This is a genomic window from Blautia sp. LMAG:89, from assembly GCF_008679485.1.
GTDB classification, from domain to species: Bacteria; Bacillota; Clostridia; order Lachnospirales; family Lachnospiraceae; genus Blautia_A; species Blautia_A fusiformis.
Genome location: NZ_NANC01000003.1, coordinates 1 through 18,801, shown reverse-complemented (window position 1 = coordinate 18,801; position 18,801 = coordinate 1). Strand labels below are relative to the sequence as shown.

Here is an 18,801-nt window from a genome sequence, read left to right as displayed (position 1 = left end):
TTTCCCCTATAAAACTGCATCCAACAGTTTTTTTGTATATGAATGCTGCGGATGATAAAAGATCTCTTCAACTGTTCCGTTTTCCACTATTTCGCCGTCTTTCATGATCGAAACATCATCTGCGATCTCTGCCACCACACCCAGATCATGCGTAATAAATAACACGCCCAGATTTTCTTTCCTGGATAGCTGATAGATTTCTTCCAGGATCTGCTTCTGTACGGTTACATCCAAGGCTGTCGTCGGCTCATCTGCGATCAGATAATCCGGTTTCATGGACATGGCAATGGCGATCATAACACGTTGGCACATACCACCAGACAATTCGTAAGGTTTTTTCTTCATCAGTTCTTCCGGATCACGCAGATTCATCATCCGCAGACTTTCCAACGCTGCTTCCCTTGCCTGTTTTTTGCTCATTCTGCGATGTTTTCTCAGTCCTTCCAGAAGCAGTTGTTCAACTGTAAAAAGCGGATCAAGAGCAGCAGTCGGATCCTGAAAGATCATTCCGATCCTGTCTCCGTATAACTGTCGTTTTTCTTTTCCTGATAACTTCAGAAGACTCTTTTCGTTCAGTGTCACATCTCCGGATATCACCTTTCCATTTCCTGCAAGCAGATTCATGATCGTCAGAGAGGTAACTGACTTGCCGCTTCCACTTTCTCCCACCAGAGCATGGATCCTTCCGCGTTTTACTTCCAGGCTGACATCTTTTACTGCATGAACCATTCCGTGAGATGTCTGAAACTCCACATGTAGTCTTTTTACCTTTAGGACATCATTTTTGGGTTGTTCCATTCTGTATTCCCTCCCCCAGATAATTAAATGCCAGAACAATGATCATGATCAGTATGCCCGGATAAAACATCAGTCTTGGATAAGTCTGGATATAACTTCTACTGTCACTGAGCATGATCCCCCATTCCGGTGTCGGTGCCTGCACACCAAGGCCGATAAAGGAAAAACCGGCAATTGACAGAATGATCGAACCGATTTCCATTGTTGCCAGTGCGATCACAGATGGCAGGATATTTCTCAATACATGCCTAAATATGATCCTTGCATGGCCGCAGCCGCCGGCTTTTAGTGCGGTCATATAATTTTTATTTTTTTCCTGAAGTGTCAATGCTCGGGCAAGCCTTGCATATTCTGCCCAGGATACGACCGATAAGGACAGAATCAGATGAGCGCCGCTGGCTCCTACGGTTCCTGCAATGGCAAGTGCCACAATAAAGACCGGCATAGCCATAAATACATCAATGATCCTCATAATTATGGAATCGATTTTTCCACCTACATATCCGGCAAACAGTCCGATCGGCACCCCGACACATACGGTGATCAGAAGCACCGTAAAGCTATAGCTCAGTGAATACCGGCTGCCCCAGAGAAGTCTTGATAAAATACATCGTCCCAGCTGATCAGTACCTAAAGGATATGCCGCCGACGGATTCTTTAATTTTATCGAAACATCCACAAGCAGTGGATCATGTGGCGCCAGTACAGGTGCAAAAATAGCTGCCAGTGCAAAAATTATGACCACCATCAATCCTATTTTTGTTTTTGGTGACCGGAATACCTGTTTCCAGTACAGATTCTGGATCATGCTTTTTTCTGTTTTCTGCTTTCTTCTGCTTCCCATTCTATGATCTCTCCTTTACTTTAACTGGATTCGCCGGTCAATCGCAGAATAGGCGATATCCACAAGAAAATTTAATACTACAATGCCAACAGCCAGAATAAAGATAAAACATTGCAGCACCGGAGTGTCTTTTGAGATCACGGATTTCAATGCCAGATTTCCGATTCCCTGAATTGAAAAAATACTTTCTATCACAGCTGAACCACAGAAAAAACCGATCACAATTGATACCAGACGTGTCAGCACAGGAATCAGAATATTTTTCAGACCATGACGCAAAATTACATTTACAGATGACAATCCCTTGGCTCTGCTGGCACGTATGTAATCCTGCTTCAGCACCTGTATCATATTGGTACGGATCAATCTCGTCATAATTCCAAAAAAACTGATATCCATGGCAAATGCCGCAAGAATCGGGATGCCTCCGGCATCTCCTCCGATCACGGAAATCACTTTTAGCTTTACTCCAAATATATAGAGCAGCATCAGACCGATCCAGAAAGACGGCATAGATACACTGAGGGACGACAAAATGCGAATGACTTTATCCAGAACTCTGTTTTCATAAATTGCCGACAAAATTCCGAGAGGGACTGATACGATCATCAACAATAAAAACGAAGTAACTGCCAGTTTAAATGTCTGTGGAAAATATCTTTTTAATTCCTCAAAAGCCGGTTTTCTGGTAGAATATGATTTTCCAAAATCGCCATGAAGTGCCTGATCCAGCCATTTCCCGTATTGTACCAGCACCGGCTGATCCAGTCCTTCCTCATGCCGTACTTCTTCTACCTGCTCCGGTGACGGATGCTCATATTTTTTCTCCGCCAGCACTCTGGCAGCATCACCTGCCGATATAAAACTCAGCATAAAAATAATAAATGTAACCGCCAGCACTACCGGAATCATAAATATAAAACGCTTTGCAATTACTTTTCCCATCTTCATCTCTCCTCATTTTTCATCTGTTTATTCGGTTAAAATAAAAAAAGCTGATATGATCCAGCATCATATCAGCACAAAAAACAAACCTCTACCTCAAGCAGAGCTTATTCCTTCTGTATCCCATCCGAATCAGAATTCTTCTGTCAAAAAGGCAAGTCTCCTGACTCCAGTTCTTCCTACTTACCATCTTCCCGGATCTCTCCAGTGATATTTTGGTTTTCGTCCCTGTCACAGTAGCGGTGGCTGTTCTGGCATTTCACCAGATTCCTTATTAAGTACTTTGTACACCCTTCTGACTATTCAATTTTCATAGTTGCAATGAATAAGTATTATAATATCATACTTTTCTTTTTATATAAATAGTTTTTTGTCAAATATAAAATACCTGAACATTTCATAGTGAAACCCGGATATTTTCTGCCTGTATTATTATAGATCCCTTAAGTAAATAACATTATGTATGAACGGTGACTTCTTTATATTTCCGTATAATGATCATATAACTTACGAATAATAAAACAGCTGCACTGCTCCATGCACAGATCTCTGCATAGTATATTCCATCTTCACCGATCAGTTTTGGCAGCAGCAGCGCAACACTGACACGCATTATAAATTCTGCAATGCCGCTGGCAAGCGGAATCAAAGTATTACCCAGGCCCTGGATAGCGGAACGATACACATACAGCAGATACAGCACCCACAAAAAGACAGCCATGATAAACAAATACTTATATGCTATATCCAATACCTGTCGGGTCTGATCCGGTTCACCGGATACAAACAGGGACAGTACATTACGTCCAAACAGTACCATCATGCCGGAAATGAAAGCCGAAGTGAGCACTGCCATATAAGTGCCGCTGCGCACGCCTTTTCGAATCCTCTGGTATTTTTTTGCACCAAGATTCTGGCCCACATAGGTTGTAATAGCATATCCATATGAAACGGCAGCCATCTCCAAAACCCCATACAACTTGTTCGATGCCGTAAATCCCGCCACAAACAGAAAACCAAATCCATTGATCACATACTGTACCACAAGTCCTCCCACGGAGATGATCACATTCTGTATCGCAAGAGGAACCGCCAGTTCCAAAAGCCGCAGGCTCATAGAAGGCTGCCTGTAAAAATCCTCCTTTTTCAGGCGGATATCCGGGATTTTACGTAATACGATCAAACAGTACAAGGCTGAAAATCCCTGTGCGATAACGGTTGCCACTGCTGCTCCGGCTATACCCCAGCCAAAAACCGCCACAAATAACAGATCCAGTCCCACATTGATCACTGCTGCCACTGTCATTGCGATCAACGGAGATCTGCTGTTTCCAAGTGCCCGAAGGATCGCTGCAAATATATTATAAGCAGCTATGATCGGGATTCCCGCAAAGATCAGCCGCAAATATAGCATTGTCAGATCAATGACATTATCCGGTGTCTGTAAAAATAAAAGAACATGATAAACTGTACCTTCACTTACTGCGAGTACGACCACAGACAGTAATGCTGTCATGATATAGCTTTTCGCTACTGCACATTTCAGATTTTCCTTTTCCCTTGCTCCATAATACTGAGATACAAGAATAGAAAAACCCTGTGTGATACCTGTCATGATCCCCAACACCAGCCATACCAGCCAATCTCCGGCACCTACTGCCGCCAGTGCTTCAACTCCTACCACTTGTCCGACGATCATGGTGTCTGCCATTGTATAAAACTGCTGAAAAATATTTCCAAGCATCATTGGTATGGCAAAAGTTATGATCAGTTTTCCGGGGGATCCGGCAGTCATATCTTTTTCATTGGTTCCCATAAGAATCTCCTTTTCTTTTCATCCTTATCCGCTATTTTACAAGGGACTCTTACGAAACACAATCCTATTTTTTCACAAAGTTTTATAATATTTTTGGTAGCTATTACATCCATATAATCATTATTTTTAATGGAGCATTTTTACCACGCTTATCTTAAAACTCTTTCTTCTTCATAGCACTCATACTATACTTATACGAAGCAAACCATATAAGCAGACTTAGCACAATGAGGGCAATCCCGATTTCAAAATCCCCTATCCCCCCTATCATATGCAGAATACTTTCTTTTAATCCCAAGTTAGTCTTCACAAAAGATCTAATTGTATAACAAATCGCAAAAATAATTAAAATTGCGATTGGCAGCACAATTCGCCCTTTCTCTCCTTCAAACCTTATCCTGATCGCGATCATGATTCCCGCAATTGCCTGAAACACAAAAAATGTGATCAACTCCATTGCCAGCATTTCCAGATCAAACACCTCTTCAGGATTTATGAGTACCATAATTCCTGCACAGATCATTCCAATGCACCATCCACATGCTGTCATGATAAAGGAAAAAATATATTTTTCTCTGACATATATTTTTTTATTTACGGGTAAAGAAAATAAATATGTGTAGCCATGGCCATTTTCATCATAACTGATCGTATTACCTGAATATATCGCCAGAACAGATGGGATATATATTGCAATGAAAGTAGCTCCCGTTTTTCCCGTAAGTATAAAAAACAATGCTACAAACACTAACACAAAAAAAAGATTACCACCCTGCCGAAAAAACAATCGAAAATCCTTTTCCAAAAGCCCTCTGATTCCTTTCATCATCTTTCGCCTCCTGTCAACATCAGGATCACCTGATCGAGTGATCCGCTCTCTACTACGATTTCCGGATAATTTTCTATATAATACTGCTTCTCGTTCGTCAGACAGGCAACTCCAAAAAACTCTTTTTTCTCTTTCAAAAGATACCTTTTATCCACTGCCTGATATTGTTCCTCACTGACCTTCAACACTGCATATTTTTCAAGAATCGTATCCATCGCTTCATGAAGTATGATCTTTCCTTTATGTATCACATAAATGTCATCACACAGATGTTCTAAGTCCGAAGAAATATGTGAACTGATCAGGATACTTCTCTCCGGCTCTTCTTCCATATACTCTCTTAAAATATCCAGCATCCTTTCCCTCGCTCCGACATCAAGCCCTGCTGTCGGCTCATCCAGCATCAGGAATTCTGCCTGATGTGTCAATGCAATGATCAGATTCAGCTTTGCTTTCATTCCTGTTGAGTACTCTTTTATAAATTTATCCAACGGAATCTGATATTCTTCACACATCTGATGAAATTTTTCTGCTTCAAACTTTGGATACAATTTGGCAAGGACTGCCTCAACATCTTTCCCTTTCAAGTATCCACTGAATCCGGCTTCTGCCAGGACAACTCCCAGCTCTTCTTTCTCTTTTTCACTTAACTCTTCCGGTATTTTTCCCAGAATCTTTATCTCACCGGCATCATAAGAAATGAGTCCGAGCACTGCCTTGAACAAAGTACTCTTACCGGCTCCGTTCTCTCCAACCAGACCGGTGATCCTTCCTTTTTCTACATTTAACGAACAGTCTAGCTGAAATTCACCGTAGCTTTTCTTTACTCCTTTGATCTCTAACATAATCATTCATCCTCCATGATGAGTTCAAACAATGAACGGATCTCTTCCTCCTTCATTCCGCAGCGCTTTCCCTTCTGAATCGCTGCTTCCAGATCCGCCTCAACCTCTTTCCTGCGCTCTTCTTCCATCAGCTGTGTATTCGAAGCCGCTACATATGTTCCTTTTCCATGAACTGTGACTGTCATGCCCTCTGCTTCCAGATTGTCATATGCTTTCTTCACAGTAAGTGCACTGATCTTCAGTTCCTTTGCCATTGTTCTCACGGACGGCAATATATCATTTTCTTTTAATTCTCCGGAGATGATCTGCGCCTTGATCTGCTCCATGATCTGTTCATAAATTGGTACCATCGATGTATTATTGATTATAATCTTCATATGTTCCCTCCTGTTGTAAACAGTATATAACAGTATAATACTGTTGTCAACTGTTATATACTGTTTTGCAGTAGTTGACTGCTGGGATTCTGTCATCTGCCATCAGAAGGTATGGGAAGTCTTAGTCATTTACTTTTCATGATCATTAATTTTTATTTGTTACGCAAAATGTATTGACTTTATAGACCGATTAGTCTATTTTGCAAATAACTACAACAAAAATATTCTTGGAGAAATATATGACGAAGACTATCAATAATTATGATAAAACAAAAATTTCAATGGCACATGTTTTCCTGCAATATGATCAGGCTACAATGATACATAAATATTCATTAGATCACAATTCTGACTGGTTATATATTACTTTTATTAACCGTACCTATCGTATTAACCGAAAAACGGGAAGTGTTCAGTGGTCAGATAATGATTTTGAAATAGTTCATGAAGCCAATCATAATGAAGCAATGACTATTTATGATGTTTTATGTTATTCAAAGGATAGATGCCATCTGTCACATGAATTTGTAAATATAAACAGCCTTTCCTCTGTCCGAACAGGAAATCTCTCGCCGAACAGAGGATTTTTTCAGAATACCGCTGACTTTTTTAACGGAAAAACCGTTGAATTGCGCAATGCCTGTATATCACTTTCCGGAAAGGAACTGGAAAAAGGAGATGTTGCTTTTAAATTAAATCTTTTTCCTTTTTTGCCGATTATCATTCGTTTCTGGGAAGCTGATGACGAGTTCCCGGCAAGTCTTCAAATTCTTGCAGATAGGAATACTTTAGATTACATGCATTATGAAACGCTTATGTTTGCACTTACACATCTGTTTTCCAGACTGAAGGAGGAAATGCGAATTGAAAAAGGGTGAAGAATCCAGACAACGCCTGATCGAGTGTGCTGCTGAATTATTTTGGAAAAATGGGTATTCTGCTACTGGAATCAGCGAAATCTTCAAACAAACAGACCTTCCAAAAGGATCTTTTTATTTTTATTTCAAAAGCAAGGATGACCTGGCAACAGCGGTAACGGAATACTATCAAAAAATCTTACTGGAACAATTTCAAAATAGTTCTCAGGGAAATGACTGGGAAAGTTTTATTGAAGAAATCTTTGATTTTTTATCTGAAAGGACAAATGGACAAACATTTGCAGGCTGCCCGTATGCGGTGATGGGTATGGAAACAGCACTTAGCAAGCCTGCAGTTGCATCTGTATTTATGGAAGGACTGAAAAAATTTGAGCAGATTTTTCAGGAAGTATTGTTATACTCCGGATTGTCTCCAGATCATGCAAAAATTCTTTCTCAGCGCATGCTTTCTATCTATCAGGGATATTTTCTTCTTGGACGAATCAGCGCCGATACTTCTTATTTGAAAAATGCCCAAAAAAATATGATTGAAATATACCGGGAATACCGGGCATTTCATGGAATCTGAGAGGAATTTACATGAGTACGGTAATTCGGGCTTGTAACTGCCCAGTCGTAGTAACGGCTTTCACTCCGTATTATTCAATTTCGTCAGTCCAATGCTATAAAGCTCTGCACCCTCTTGATAGCGCACAAATTTCTTTGCTATTTTCTTTGTTTTCTCTACATCTTTACGTGCATATCCCATACACGGCACCTGCTTTTTTGCATAAAAAAAGCAGCTAACCTATTTTTCATAGACTAACTGCTCGTGTTTTTGTTCCATATTCTGTTTGGCTTAACCGTTTATGAATATCACGTCCACCATACATAATTCGCACTACATATACTATTTCAGTTTCATCATCTGTTTTGTAAAATACCAGATAATTATCCACCGGAAAGAATCGAAGTCCTCTGCTGTACCATGGTTCTTCCTCATAGAGCCGATTTCTATTCGGCATAGTATCCAGCTTCCGAATTGCCGTCATAATCCGCTCTGCCTGTCCTGCAGCATTCTCCGGAGCTAACAGTTCCTCTGAAATATATCTGAAAATATTTCGCAGATCTTTCTTTGCTCCTGCTGTATACATCACTTTATATTTCATATACCAAATTCCTGTTTCATTTCCGCTTCAACTTCATCTGCTGAATACACTCTTCCAGCCTTAATATCTTCCATGCCTTTTTCTATTTCTGCATTGAACTGTTTCTTTGTCAGAGAGCCATATGCCACAGGCTCCTCATAAGCTGGAAGTTTTATCTCAAAAGGAATTCCTCTCTGGAGTACAATCTGTCTCAGAAACATTCCTACTGCATTGGACATTGGAATTCCAAGTCGATCAAGCACCTGCTCTGCCTGTTCTTTCACTTCAGGCTCAACACGTGCAAATACATTTGCTGTTCTTGCCATAGATATCGCCTCCTTTTTTTCTTCATTATATTTCATTTGATTGCAAATTGCAAGTAGTTCGCAATCTTATTTATCATTCATACGCTGGCAGGTGGCAGATAGGTTATCTACAAAATCTGTATTTGCTTCAATGACTCTGCCACCCATTATTCTTTTAATCGAATACTTTTTTCCTGCTTTTCATTTATTTGATACCCCTGCATTATCTCAAACAAGCAACTCGCAGTTGCTGTCCTTATTATTCGCCTTTTTCGTTCACGGCTAAATGAAAAAATCATTTGATATCATAACAAAAGTTATATTATTCTCTTCTTATATGTGCATATAATCCCAACTATAATGATAGTTATGTAATAAAGAATAGTACGAGCATTTTTAATTTTATCAGCTATCATAATTCTGTATGCCTCCTTCTTCCATGAGATTACAGCAAACGTAGTAGTAATGTCTATCAAAAGGCTTTTACATATTAGATAAAAGCATGTAAAATTTCTTTTACATAGCTTAATTGCGGTCTATTTAGCTTGTTTCTTGACTACTCAGGAAAAATATTTCTACCCTCGCCCCACCTGTATTTTCAGAATTTGAAAGTTTAATACCTCCACCATATTTTTCAGCCACAGTTTTTGCAAAAAATAGTCCCATCCCATAATGGGCTTCGCCATTTCTACTTGTGTCATCCATAAAAAACTGCTCTGTGCCATGCAATAATGCTTCTTTTGTAAATCCTGATCCGCTATCCTCCACAATGAATGTCAGCCGGCCATCCTGCTCCTTTGCGTCAATATAAATGATTCCATTTTCTTTTGTATGCTCCACTGCATTCTGAATCATATTCATTACGGCCCGGAACATTGGATCATAAGCAATCGTTACCTTTTTATCACTTTGTCCCGCCTTCCAATCTATTTTCTGGTGATAGATTTCTACCAGTCCGAGTGCCTGTTCCTTTATATCTGCGAAAAAATCTTCTAACCTCACCGTTGTATAGGTAACATCACTGCAATTCCATGATTTTGTGACATCTACCAACTGTTTTACATAACTTTGTATCTGTGTTGTGCCGTTCAAAACATAAGTGATATTATTCTTCTGTTCTGTGGTCAGTTCAGTCTCTGAAAGTAGTTCTGCATTTCCCCGTACAATCGTAAGAGGTGTTTTAATATCATGCGCCAAAGCAGACATCTGTTGTTTCTTTTCCTGCTCTGTTTTCCACTGCTTTTCTAAAGATTCTCGCAATGCATCTCGCATATCATCGATTGCCGATAAACAGTCATCAAACTCTTTGATACCGGAACAGGATGTCTCATATTCCAGATTTTGATCCTTTATTTGTCTGATTGCGTCTAATACAGGCTGCATCTGCTTTTTGATTCTTTTTCCAAAACGTATGGACGGAATGATGATAATCGCTACCGCTCCAATCACTGACATAATACTCATCACATTCTGTGGTCCTATAAAATGCTCCCTCAAAAAAGCTGAATGATATTGAGGTGTCAGGCGATATTGCAATACAACATATTCATTTTCCCTTACAATTACTTTATAAAAATATTTCCCGGATGCGTTTCCGTACTTTGCAACATTCCATGCTATCTGTTCGTATTGTTCTGACAGATCTCCACCTATTTTCTCTCCATTCTCTGAAAAGATTACATAATCACAAAGTGCAGGAATCATCTCAGCAGTTACTTTATCCGCACGTAAAATCGTATCATATGCTTCATTAATCTTTTGCTCTGCATAATTCGCCGGATAGATACAGCCCACACTAATCAAAAGGTACAGCAGCAGCCAAGCAACAATCACCAAACCTACTAATGATCCAAGCATGACCAGTACATATCTCATAAAAATCCAGCTGAGTGCATTGCTTCTCTTTACTCTTCCCATTTATATCCAATCCCCCAGACTGTTTTTATCGGTGTATAATCATAATCCGCAAATTTTGCTCTTATATTTTTGATATGCGTGATAATGGTACTGTCATTACTCTCACTGTCAAAACCAAAGACCTCTTCTAAAATCTGTTCTTTCGAGAAAACCTGTCCCCTGTTTTTAGCCAGGAATTCACAAATTTCGTACTCCGCTTTCGTAAGAGGAAGTTCCTTATCATCAACCAATAGTTTCTTTTGAGATATTTGAATACAGATCCTCCCCAAAACCATCCGGACAGAATGTTCCCTGTGCTCTCTTCTAAGATGTGCATGAATCCTTGCCCGAAGTTCCATCACTCCAAATGGCTTTGAAATATAATCATCTGCTCCCAACGAAAGTCCGTTCACCAGACTTTTTTCCTCCGTTTTTGCGGTAAGAAACAAAATCGGACAATCCACAAGTGCCCTGATTCTTTTGCATAATTCAAAGCCGTCCATTCCAGGCATCATAATGTCAAGTAAAATCAGGTCATAACGATGTAATTCTTCCATATTAAGTTTCAGCGGATTACTTACTTTGGTAACCAGATGTCCATCCTTATTCAAAATGCTTTCTATCATTTCCAGAATTGCCGGTTCATCATCAACTGCCAGTATTTTTGCCATAGTTTCCCTCGATTCTATTCCGATATTCTGTTTCCTTCCCAGTGGTTTACCCACCAAAAATAGTATACCATACTAATCCCTGTAAATATTAAGCAACCTGGTATGAATGACAACCATTCACCTACACTAGTTTCTCCCAATACAGATTGCAGATAAGTATATGGTACTCTACCCGTCCAGCAGACAAATACATATTTCCACACATAATCTCCAAGTCCGGTAAGCATCAATGCACTAATTAGTCCTGATATAATCCCTGCTCCAATGGATACCCCTTTTCCAAACTGAAAAGCCAGAATCAGCTGCCACAGATAAAGTGGAACACTGCTTCCCCACAGCAGCAATGCTGCAAATATACATCCTTTCATGATTTCGATATCGCTTGATGCGATTCTTCCAAATCCAATTCCGAATATGATTGCTGTCAATAGGATAGAGCACAGACACAAAACCAGTAGCATCAACAGTTTCGATAAAAATGCTGCAGGTTTATCCGGTAAAGACAACAGATTTTGAAAATCACCTGCATTTTGTTCCTGTTCCATCACACTTGCTGTAAAAATTCCAATAAGTACCGGAAGTCCTGCTCCTATTGCCTGATAAAATGCAATCACTTTCATATTTTCATTCCATGGTGAAAAAAAGTAATATATTAAAAATATAACGCTGGTTATAATCGGAATCAGTAAGTGTGCCAGAATCACAGATGTTCCTTTCATCTTTCGCAAGTCTGCATTAAGAGATCTTCCAATCATCTTATTTCACCTCTCTTCTCTCAAACCATTTCAAAAACAGAACCGTTACAAAAACAAACCAGATGATTGAGAGACACATTCCCGGAACAATGACTCCCGTATCCAAAAGAGGATTCCCTGCTTCTGCGGCAAGTCCATTTGGTAAAACATGAAGCAACGGGCACATCATTCGCATAGGGATTGCAGAAACAAGTACATACCAGATTCTGGTTTGTGATATTACCACACCGCTGACGGTAATAAATAGGCAGACGAACAGGTTTACAATCATTCCAAATCGTTCACTTAAAAATAAAGCTACCGGAATCTCCCATAACTCAGAAACCGTCAGAAACAATACTGCAATCAACGCTCCTCCAACTGGAACATGTGTCGTTAGAAGAAAGCCTCCAAGCGTTGCTCCTGCAAACACAATCACATTAGAAAACAAAATCATGTACCCAATATAAATAATTTTCCCCAGCAACAATTTTCTTCTGTCTGTGGGAATAGTCATTAAATGATAGTATTTTATCTTTTTCTCCTGCGCCACAGAAAGATAACAAAATAGAGCAATCATCCCCGGCAGCAAAAGTGTATACCACCAGTTCCAAACACTTTCTGCATAAGCATTTGTCATCCCAAGAGTAAATATAAATGCCATGACAAATGTAAGAAGAGGAAATCCCCAGATAAACTTTTTTCGCATGGTTCTTTTGGCTTTTTGATGTTCTGCTTTTATAATATTAACCATGGATTTCACCTGCTTTCTGGTTTTTTCTTACCACATTCATAAACAAATCTTCAAGATTATCTCCCTGCTTTAATGCTCCTTCATATCCTAAGATTCCACCTGAAATAATCCCGACTTTATCTGCAAGTAACTGTACCTCTGAGAGAATATGACTGGAGAGAATTACAGTGATTCCCTGTTCCGGAAAAGACCGGATCAGCTCTCGTAATTCCTCGATGCCTATTGGATCTAATCCATTCGTAGGTTCATCCAATATCAAAAGTTCCGGTTCTCCAAGCAATGCCATTGCAATGCCTAGTCTTTGCTTCATCCCCAAAGAAAACTGTCCTGCTTTCTTCTTTCCGGTGTTTGTAAGTGATACAATCTGCAAGACCTCATCAATTCTGTTTTCATCTGTACCAAGCAATAATTGTCTTACCTTCAAATTCTCTCTGGCGGAAAGATTTTCATAAATAGGCGGATTTTCAATTAACGCTCCTATTTTTGATAAATCTTTCCTATCCAAAAGTTTTCCATCAAAGTAAATCTTTCCTGCAGTTGGTTTCATCATACCGGTCAGCATTTTCAATGTGGTAGATTTACCAGCGCCATTCGGTCCAAGCAGTCCATAAATCTGTCCCTTTTCGATATTAAGTGAAACATTATTTACCGCTTTCTGTTTTCTAAAATATTTACATAGACTTTGTGTCTGTAACATCATTTCCATCTTTACTATCCTTCCTTCTATATTTCATTTCTTACTGAAATATAACCTAACAGAAAAAAATAAAGATTTGATGAAGATTTATTCCCGTATGGAATAAACCATCAATTGAATATCATTATCAGAACTCGGCTTTCCACTGAAATCAGCAAAGCTGTTACAAATACGAAGTCCTAATTTACAGAATATCTCCGTGATTTCATCCAAACTATATAACCTTATAGGATTTCCTTCTTTCATTTCAGGCTTATAAAGTGCTTCTCCATACATATAGTCTACCTGCCCATATATCAGCGTTTTTCTATCCTTCCCCCATTCAAAAGCAGATAATGTAAGCCCCTTTTCTCCTGCATCCCATAACTTGCAAGGGAAATGTGTTTGGGCATAGCTTCCATTCATGATATCCATAAAGTGCTTTCCACCATTTTTTAATGCTTTCGCAATGACAGAAAAAATCTTATGATTTTCCCCATCGTCTTCAAGATATCCTATTGCTCCATCCGCCATATTCAGCACAACATCAAATTCCTTATCAAATGTGATCGTGCGAATGTCCTGACAAATGAACTTTGCATTCAAATTTTCTTTTTTTGCCTGCTCGTTTGCATAATCTATGTACGCCGGTGTAATATCAATACCGGTAACATCATACCCACGTCTGGCAAACTCCAGTGAGTGCCGACCAAATCCACATGCAAGATCAAGTATTTTTTCCGTTCCTTTTAAATGTAACTGCTTGATTAGAAAATCTACTTGTCTGTTGGTGTCTTCTACCCATGACATATTCTGAATATCCAGCATCCAATTTTTCTGATACCAGTCTTTTTCCATTGCTTTCATCTAAATTTACCTCCTGCTTTTCATCATTCAAAAATCTGTCCCAGAAGTTTTTTCTTCTCCATATACGGGAACTCTCTATCAAATGCCTCTGCTTCCTTTTCATTTACCAGATACCCTGCCGGAGGTGCATACTCTCCTGTAATTCCATTAAGATATCCCGGTATCAGTTCTTTGCACAGAAACTGTATGGTATTCCTTAAGATATTGATAAATCTGGCTTAAACCATCTTTGTCTACTACAGATGTTTCAATAATCGGTACCCCGATTGCAATATTTTCTATTTCTAATACCTTTGCATCCACTTCATCGCATAAATCTACTTTAGTCAACACAATGACAGGCATAGCTCCACTGTTCCATGCAACAGATAGATATCTTTCCAATCTCCTGACGTTAAAATCGTTATTAAGTGACATACAGATAAATACCGTATCAATATTTGCAGCTACAATTTGTTCCACACTATTTGTCCCTGCCGCCTTTCGCAGAAAAACGCTTTTCCTTGGCAATACCTTTTGAATCACAGCAATATCATTTTTATTCACACACTGCAAAAGAACAAAATCTCCAACTGCCGGATAATCAGATGGACTTTCCGCTTCATACCGAAACTTTCCAGACACCTGCTAAAGTGGCTATCATCAGAAATAAAGTCTTAGTGAATGACTTATTCAATTTTCAAGCGAAAAGGCTTCCGTTTTTGCTATCCGGAATGAACCCCTTCACTCATTTGGACAAAGGGGTATGAAATGCACACCCAAAATCTCCGCTTTTCCAAAAATTTTTTGAAAAATTTTTGAAATAAAAAAAGCCGCCTGCTCCGGTTAAGAAACAGACGGCAAATCAACGTTCTAAATGTATTCAATGTTCAATTTCTTTTTCTTTGCTTCAAGCACTTTACATAGAACATCATCTACTGCGTCGGTGTATCGTCCCTGAGCTGCTAAATTGTTCTTCAGTTCGATGAGCGATTGTATCACTCGGCTTCGTTCTTCTTCATTTAAGTATAGATGATAGGTTTTCTCTCTCATTGGCTGTCCCTCCATCTTTCAAATGTATTTTTGATTATCTCCACATCTTCCTCGGTATCGGAAGAAATAAATATATGTACGCTCTGAAAAGCTTTCTTTAAATTATTGGCATAATCCAGTTCTGTGCCTTTCATCGGCAGCTTAATCAGCCTTATTCCTCTTTGCTTGCACATATATGCTTTCATTATTTCTAAATTCTCATCGGCACTTCCTGACTCAATAGCCAACTTCTCTGAAGGTATGTATGTTTCAAGCGGAACTCCAAGCAATCGGTCAGAACCAAGTTCTGCTTTCAAGCCTTTCTTATTAGAATAATAGCTGACAGCCAAAGCAGGAAATAGAGATAAATACTCCTGCTCACAAATTCGACAGCCTTTCTTCAATATCGTTCTTTCATTTATCTTCATACTCCACGAATGACCGTGTCTGCATTTCCACCATGCTCTCTTTGCCGAAGTTCGTGATACCTCTGTAGGTTTCAGTTTATTCTGTTCATAATCCCATTCGCTAAGAAGCTGACTGTCTGTTGTCGCCAAATCATTATATCCGGCAAGGACTTCTCTCTCTGCACAAACGGGGCATACCGTACCTTTCACACGGGCATTGATAACAGATTTCCACTCGTTACCGCATTTACTGCATCTCCACCAGACATTTTTCCTCGACTTTGCATTTACTTCATCAGGCTTCAATGGCAAGTTCTTCTCCGACCACTCCGAAGCAATTTCAGGGTGTGTTGTCTGCAAATCGTTAAACCCTTTCAGGAATATGTACCCACTGCAATACGGGCATTTACTGCCACCGGAACGAGTAGAAATAAGGGTGTTCCACTCTCTGCCGCAATCCTTACACTTCCACCAAGCCTTACGATTGGCAAAGACCGTAACCTGAGTCGGAAGTAACGGATAATTTCTGTCCGACCACTCGGCAGCTATATCCGGCAAAAGCGTTGCAAGGTCATTAAATCCTGCCAACACTTTATTATGGGAACAATATGGGCAACCTGTTTTATTTATTGTCCTGCTCTTAACAGCAGCTTCCCACTCGTGTCCTTTCTCACATCTCCAAATCACTTTCTTATGAGAACCAATAGAAACCTCTGTCGGTTTTATCTTATTCTTTTCCGACCACTGCTTTTCCAGTAGCGGCTCTAATGTTGCCAAATCGTTAATCCCTGCAATCACTCTTGCGCCGGAACATATCGGGCATTTCTCTCCATTGGAACGAGCCTTAACGCTTGTCTGCCATTCATGACCGCAAGCACCTCTCCACCATACTTTTTTATTTGAACCGAAAGTAATCTCATCAGGTTTAAGCGGTAAGTTCTTCTCTGACCACTCAGGAACAAGTTCCGGGCGTACTTCTGCTAAACTGTTATTCATAGCCAAACCTCAACCTCCTTGTGCTTAGAGTATATGAAGTTTTGGCTTTATCTTGTAGTTTGCGAATATCCGTATAAATAGAAAAAGCCCTTTGAGAAAAGGATTTCTCCTCTCTCAAAGGGCAAGTTGGCAAACTTGAAGTTGTAAATATCATTTTACATTTTTATATGAAATCACAATATGACTTGGTGCAAATAATACTGATGCAATAATCAATAGCACTGACCTACTCATAATCCCACTAAATAAGAACAACATTGAAGGAATAATAGAAAGTGCTAATGCTCTGAAAACGCTGTTTTTCTTAAAATATATAATCCAAATAGCACAATAAAGCATTACCAATATGATATCTACAATCAAATATAGTACAAATGCTTCGTCAGACCACCACCCGAACCAAGTTCCCGGAATATTGATTATCATGAATCCGAAACAACCCAATCTCCCTACTTGTTCTGTGACCTCAACATATTTATTGTTCCACTTATTATCAAATCCATCTTTGCACTTAATCGCAAATACAACATTGGGTATCATAATGACTGCAATAAAAATCAGCCCAAAAACATTAAACCATTCCATATTATCTACCATCACAAACTCTGATTTTCTCAATTCTCCAAACCGGAAGTTATAGTGCAATCTTTTTCCATTTTCTAATCTTGGTTCTAAAGGTTCCGAACGGAGCAACTGTATTAACATGTATGAATTTGTATACTTCCCAGACAGCTGTTTTAGTTGCTTCGTCAGCCCATTTTCTCATATGTGGTTTAAATAATTCTTCCTCACTCAGAGAATCAATCATTACATAAATAGAGTTGATATTCTCATTCAATCTGTCTTTCAATTCTTGCAGTGACAGCTGAGCATATGTATCTGTGAACCATTGATATAATTCGCCAAGCTGATTCCACTTAAAATTATCCGAAGGAGTTTTGACAGGAATACCCTTTCTTTCGTCTGATTCCCATTTAATAACAAGAGTTGTCCAGCCAACCTGATAAGCAAGATTTTCTGCCGGAGTTCGATCGACCTCATCAATTCTCTTATCTTTTAAATGCTCCGGAATATCATTAAATTCTGAAATATACTTTGCAAAGCTTTTATTTATCTCGTTTTTAAGCTCGTCTTTATTCTCATATGTTCTCAATAGTCTATCTCCTCAGCTTCCGATTTTCCAGTTTCAAAAAAAGGATTTTTCAAATTAGTCTTTGCAAATAACCTTTGAACCTTCACCATCAATTACAATTCCCTGATGGTTGTTAATAGGGCATAGATTCAAATCCGAAAATTCAGTCATTATTTTCTCGGTAACTTTCTTAAATGGTGCTGTAAGATAATGCGGAAGAACATAGAAATCAATCAAATCAAGCCCTGCATCATCTTCTTGTGAGTAGTCCTCCGGCTTTTCATCCATTTGCTCGATATATTGGATGCTTGGAGCGCATATAATCGCACCTGCCGATTCACCAATCATCAGTTTTCCCTTTGCCAATTCTTTTTTCAACAGCTCATCCGTTCCCGTTTTACGGAGCTGGTCTATAAGGAAAAAAGAATTTCCGCCGGTAAAATATATCACATCCGCATCTTCAAAAACAGACTGTATCGTTGAATAAGCCTCCGTTGAAATATCAATTTCAGTTACGATTGCTCCCAACTTTTTGAATAATTTTCGAGCCGAGCCGACATAACCGGTGTAGCCTTCACGCAGCGAAGCTGTTGGAATAAATGCGACTTTTTTATTTTCAATTTCTTCCTTTATCAGACTTCCTACACTTGAAAAATGCGAACATAAAAATAGTTTCATCAATATTCTCCTTTATAAATCCCGATTGAGATTTCACCTGTTTTAAGAAATTTAATAACTGTTATATTTTATTATTAAATTCTTCGCAACCCCTTGAAAACACTGGATTTGTCGCAGGTGAGCTTTCCCTTATTATTTCCCTTGTGTTATATCGTCCCATCAGTGTTTATGCACTCTGATAAGGGCAAATACAAGGGCAAGAAAAATCTATAAGA

Annotated in this window: 24 protein-coding genes and 1 riboswitch; of the genes, 2 read left to right on the top strand and 22 right to left on the bottom strand. The window is 39.2% G+C overall.

All coding sequences use genetic code 11. The features are described from left to right. Nucleotides 1-6: 6 nt before the first annotated feature. The 7 genes from CCC70_RS00360 to CCC70_RS00330 form a co-directional block, all read right to left on the bottom strand. Entirely contained in the window at nucleotides 7-798 is a 792-nt protein-coding gene (locus CCC70_RS00360) for an ABC transporter ATP-binding protein (protein WP_021650927.1), read from the bottom strand. Beyond that, on the bottom strand, nucleotides 779-1,642 hold the full coding sequence (gene nikC / locus CCC70_RS00355) for a nickel transporter permease (protein WP_287084074.1): 864 nt from the start codon (nucleotides 1,640-1,642) through the stop codon (nucleotides 779-781). Before nikC ends, CCC70_RS00360 begins: the two co-directional genes overlap by 20 nt. A 15-nt stretch (nucleotides 1,643-1,657) precedes the next feature. Next, entirely contained in the window at nucleotides 1,658-2,587 is a 930-nt protein-coding gene (locus CCC70_RS00350) for an ABC transporter permease (RefSeq protein WP_015526672.1), read from the bottom strand. Between the two features lie 136 nt (nucleotides 2,588-2,723). After that, nucleotides 2,724-2,897, bottom strand: a riboswitch (cobalamin riboswitch). A 147-nt stretch (nucleotides 2,898-3,044) separates the two neighbouring features. Beyond that, nucleotides 3,045-4,403: an MATE family efflux transporter gene (locus CCC70_RS00345; protein ID WP_270652716.1), complete on the bottom strand. Its 1,359-nt coding sequence runs from the start codon at nucleotides 4,401-4,403 to the stop codon at nucleotides 3,045-3,047. Nucleotides 4,404-4,557: 154 nt separating this feature from the next. Next, entirely contained in the window at nucleotides 4,558-5,232 is a 675-nt protein-coding gene (locus CCC70_RS00340; protein WP_270652714.1) for an ABC-2 transporter permease, read from the bottom strand. Beyond that, the gene (locus CCC70_RS00335; protein ID WP_173741556.1) at nucleotides 5,229-6,077 is read right to left on the bottom strand and encodes an ABC transporter ATP-binding protein; all 849 of its coding nucleotides are present in this window, start codon (nucleotides 6,075-6,077) and stop codon (nucleotides 5,229-5,231) included. The genes CCC70_RS00340 and CCC70_RS00335 overlap by 4 nt, the downstream gene beginning before the upstream one ends. A gap of 2 nt (nucleotides 6,078-6,079) precedes the next feature. After that, complete coding sequence (locus CCC70_RS00330; RefSeq protein ID WP_287084072.1) at nucleotides 6,080-6,454, bottom strand: GntR family transcriptional regulator; 375 nt, start codon at nucleotides 6,452-6,454, stop codon at nucleotides 6,080-6,082. 239 nt (nucleotides 6,455-6,693) lie between these two features. On the opposite strand from CCC70_RS00330, the gene CCC70_RS00325 reads away from it, so the two are divergent. Both CCC70_RS00325 and CCC70_RS00320 read left to right on the top strand, forming a co-directional pair. Then, nucleotides 6,694-7,332, top strand: coding sequence for a DUF3786 domain-containing protein (locus CCC70_RS00325; protein ID WP_287084070.1), 639 nt, complete (start codon nucleotides 6,694-6,696; stop codon nucleotides 7,330-7,332). Next, nucleotides 7,319-7,900, top strand: coding sequence for a TetR/AcrR family transcriptional regulator (locus CCC70_RS00320; protein ID WP_287084068.1), 582 nt, complete (start codon nucleotides 7,319-7,321; stop codon nucleotides 7,898-7,900). The genes CCC70_RS00325 and CCC70_RS00320 overlap by 14 nt, the downstream gene beginning before the upstream one ends. Before the next feature lie 60 nt (nucleotides 7,901-7,960). Here the strand turns inward: CCC70_RS00320 and CCC70_RS00315 are convergent, their stop codons facing one another. From CCC70_RS00315 to CCC70_RS00245, 15 genes are all read right to left on the bottom strand, one after another. Next, entirely contained in the window at nucleotides 7,961-8,080 is a 120-nt protein-coding gene (locus CCC70_RS00315; protein WP_226844454.1) for a DUF6462 family protein, read from the bottom strand. Nucleotides 8,081-8,126: 46 nt separating this feature from the next. Beyond that, entirely contained in the window at nucleotides 8,127-8,480 is a 354-nt protein-coding gene (locus CCC70_RS00310) for a type II toxin-antitoxin system RelE/ParE family toxin (RefSeq protein WP_287084067.1), read from the bottom strand. Next, nucleotides 8,477-8,785 (bottom strand): type II toxin-antitoxin system RelB/DinJ family antitoxin, encoded by a 309-nt coding sequence (locus tag CCC70_RS00305; protein WP_195566831.1) that lies wholly within the window; start codon nucleotides 8,783-8,785, stop codon nucleotides 8,477-8,479. Before CCC70_RS00305 ends, CCC70_RS00310 begins: the two co-directional genes overlap by 4 nt. Before the next feature lie 519 nt (nucleotides 8,786-9,304). After that, nucleotides 9,305-10,681 (bottom strand): sensor histidine kinase, encoded by a 1,377-nt coding sequence (locus CCC70_RS00300; protein ID WP_287082707.1) that lies wholly within the window; start codon nucleotides 10,679-10,681, stop codon nucleotides 9,305-9,307. Next, the gene (locus CCC70_RS00295) at nucleotides 10,669-11,331 is read right to left on the bottom strand and encodes a response regulator transcription factor (RefSeq protein WP_287084066.1); all 663 of its coding nucleotides are present in this window, start codon (nucleotides 11,329-11,331) and stop codon (nucleotides 10,669-10,671) included. Before CCC70_RS00295 ends, CCC70_RS00300 begins: the two co-directional genes overlap by 13 nt. A gap of 14 nt (nucleotides 11,332-11,345) precedes the next feature. Beyond that, complete coding sequence (locus CCC70_RS00290; RefSeq protein WP_005330844.1) at nucleotides 11,346-12,086, bottom strand: lantibiotic immunity ABC transporter MutG family permease subunit; 741 nt, start codon at nucleotides 12,084-12,086, stop codon at nucleotides 11,346-11,348. Between the two features lies 1 nt (nucleotide 12,087). After that, complete coding sequence (locus CCC70_RS00285) at nucleotides 12,088-12,819, bottom strand: lantibiotic immunity ABC transporter MutE/EpiE family permease subunit (RefSeq protein WP_004853398.1); 732 nt, start codon at nucleotides 12,817-12,819, stop codon at nucleotides 12,088-12,090. Then, complete coding sequence (locus tag CCC70_RS00280) at nucleotides 12,812-13,525, bottom strand: lantibiotic protection ABC transporter ATP-binding protein (protein ID WP_287084046.1); 714 nt, start codon at nucleotides 13,523-13,525, stop codon at nucleotides 12,812-12,814. Before CCC70_RS00280 ends, CCC70_RS00285 begins: the two co-directional genes overlap by 8 nt. A 78-nt stretch (nucleotides 13,526-13,603) precedes the next feature. Next, nucleotides 13,604-14,362 carry a class I SAM-dependent methyltransferase gene (locus CCC70_RS00275; RefSeq protein ID WP_287084045.1) on the bottom strand — a complete coding sequence of 253 codons (759 nt, stop codon included), beginning with the start codon at nucleotides 14,360-14,362 and terminating at the stop codon, nucleotides 13,604-13,606. Between the two features lie 147 nt (nucleotides 14,363-14,509). Beyond that, on the bottom strand, nucleotides 14,510-14,908 hold the full coding sequence (gene rsgA / locus CCC70_RS00270; RefSeq protein WP_287082737.1) for a GTPase RsgA: 399 nt from the start codon (nucleotides 14,906-14,908) through the stop codon (nucleotides 14,510-14,512). Between the two features lie 306 nt (nucleotides 14,909-15,214). Beyond that, nucleotides 15,215-15,394: a hypothetical protein gene (locus tag CCC70_RS00265; RefSeq protein ID WP_287084044.1), complete on the bottom strand. Its 180-nt coding sequence runs from the start codon at nucleotides 15,392-15,394 to the stop codon at nucleotides 15,215-15,217. After that, nucleotides 15,391-16,776, bottom strand: coding sequence for a zinc-ribbon domain-containing protein (locus tag CCC70_RS00260; protein WP_287084316.1), 1,386 nt, complete (start codon nucleotides 16,774-16,776; stop codon nucleotides 15,391-15,393). The genes CCC70_RS00265 and CCC70_RS00260 overlap by 4 nt, the downstream gene beginning before the upstream one ends. Before the next feature lie 150 nt (nucleotides 16,777-16,926). Further along, nucleotides 16,927-17,373, bottom strand: a complete 447-nt coding sequence (locus tag CCC70_RS00255; protein WP_287084043.1) for a hypothetical protein — start codon at nucleotides 17,371-17,373, stop codon at nucleotides 16,927-16,929. Nucleotides 17,374-17,410: 37 nt separating this feature from the next. Continuing rightward, entirely contained in the window at nucleotides 17,411-17,929 is a 519-nt protein-coding gene (locus CCC70_RS00250; RefSeq protein ID WP_055264514.1) for a ClbS/DfsB family four-helix bundle protein, read from the bottom strand. Between the two features lie 54 nt (nucleotides 17,930-17,983). Then, complete coding sequence (locus CCC70_RS00245; protein ID WP_077326061.1) at nucleotides 17,984-18,586, bottom strand: Type 1 glutamine amidotransferase-like domain-containing protein; 603 nt, start codon at nucleotides 18,584-18,586, stop codon at nucleotides 17,984-17,986. Between the last annotated feature and the right edge of the window lie 215 nt (nucleotides 18,587-18,801).

Excerpts from the sequence above, each read along its gene's own strand:
- CCC70_RS00360 (WP_021650927.1), bottom strand. The coding sequence starts at position 798 with ATGGAACAACCCAAAAATGATGTCCTAAAGGTAAAAAGACTACATGTG.
- nikC (WP_287084074.1), bottom strand. The coding sequence starts at position 1,642 with ATGGGAAGCAGAAGAAAGCAGAAAACAGAAAAAAGCATGATCCAGAAT.
- CCC70_RS00350 (WP_015526672.1), bottom strand. The coding sequence starts at position 2,587 with ATGGGAAAAGTAATTGCAAAGCGTTTTATATTTATGATTCCGGTAGTG.
- CCC70_RS00345 (WP_270652716.1), bottom strand. The coding sequence starts at position 4,403 with ATGGGAACCAATGAAAAAGATATGACTGCCGGATCCCCCGGAAAACTG.
- CCC70_RS00340 (WP_270652714.1), bottom strand. The coding sequence starts at position 5,232 with ATGATGAAAGGAATCAGAGGGCTTTTGGAAAAGGATTTTCGATTGTTT.
- CCC70_RS00335 (WP_173741556.1), bottom strand. The coding sequence starts at position 6,077 with ATGTTAGAGATCAAAGGAGTAAAGAAAAGCTACGGTGAATTTCAGCTA.
- CCC70_RS00330 (WP_287084072.1), bottom strand. The coding sequence starts at position 6,454 with ATGAAGATTATAATCAATAATACATCGATGGTACCAATTTATGAACAG.
- CCC70_RS00325 (WP_287084070.1), top strand. The coding sequence starts at position 6,694 with ATGACGAAGACTATCAATAATTATGATAAAACAAAAATTTCAATGGCA.
- CCC70_RS00315 (WP_226844454.1), bottom strand. The coding sequence starts at position 8,080 with ATGGGATATGCACGTAAAGATGTAGAGAAAACAAAGAAAATAGCAAAG.
- CCC70_RS00310 (WP_287084067.1), bottom strand. The coding sequence starts at position 8,480 with ATGAAATATAAAGTGATGTATACAGCAGGAGCAAAGAAAGATCTGCGA.
- CCC70_RS00305 (WP_195566831.1), bottom strand. The coding sequence starts at position 8,785 with ATGGCAAGAACAGCAAATGTATTTGCACGTGTTGAGCCTGAAGTGAAA.
- CCC70_RS00300 (WP_287082707.1), bottom strand. The coding sequence starts at position 10,681 with ATGGGAAGAGTAAAGAGAAGCAATGCACTCAGCTGGATTTTTATGAGA.
- CCC70_RS00295 (WP_287084066.1), bottom strand. The coding sequence starts at position 11,331 with ATGGCAAAAATACTGGCAGTTGATGATGAACCGGCAATTCTGGAAATG.
- CCC70_RS00290 (WP_005330844.1), bottom strand. The coding sequence starts at position 12,086 with ATGATTGGAAGATCTCTTAATGCAGACTTGCGAAAGATGAAAGGAACA.
- CCC70_RS00285 (WP_004853398.1), bottom strand. The coding sequence starts at position 12,819 with ATGGTTAATATTATAAAAGCAGAACATCAAAAAGCCAAAAGAACCATG.
- CCC70_RS00280 (WP_287084046.1), bottom strand. The coding sequence starts at position 13,525 with ATGGAAATGATGTTACAGACACAAAGTCTATGTAAATATTTTAGAAAA.
- CCC70_RS00275 (WP_287084045.1), bottom strand. The coding sequence starts at position 14,362 with ATGAAAGCAATGGAAAAAGACTGGTATCAGAAAAATTGGATGCTGGAT.
- CCC70_RS00265 (WP_287084044.1), bottom strand. The coding sequence starts at position 15,394 with ATGAGAGAGAAAACCTATCATCTATACTTAAATGAAGAAGAACGAAGC.
- CCC70_RS00260 (WP_287084316.1), bottom strand. The coding sequence starts at position 16,776 with ATGAATAACAGTTTAGCAGAAGTACGCCCGGAACTTGTTCCTGAGTGG.
- CCC70_RS00255 (WP_287084043.1), bottom strand. The coding sequence starts at position 17,373 with ATGGTAGATAATATGGAATGGTTTAATGTTTTTGGGCTGATTTTTATT.
- CCC70_RS00245 (WP_077326061.1), bottom strand. The coding sequence starts at position 18,586 with ATGAAACTATTTTTATGTTCGCATTTTTCAAGTGTAGGAAGTCTGATA.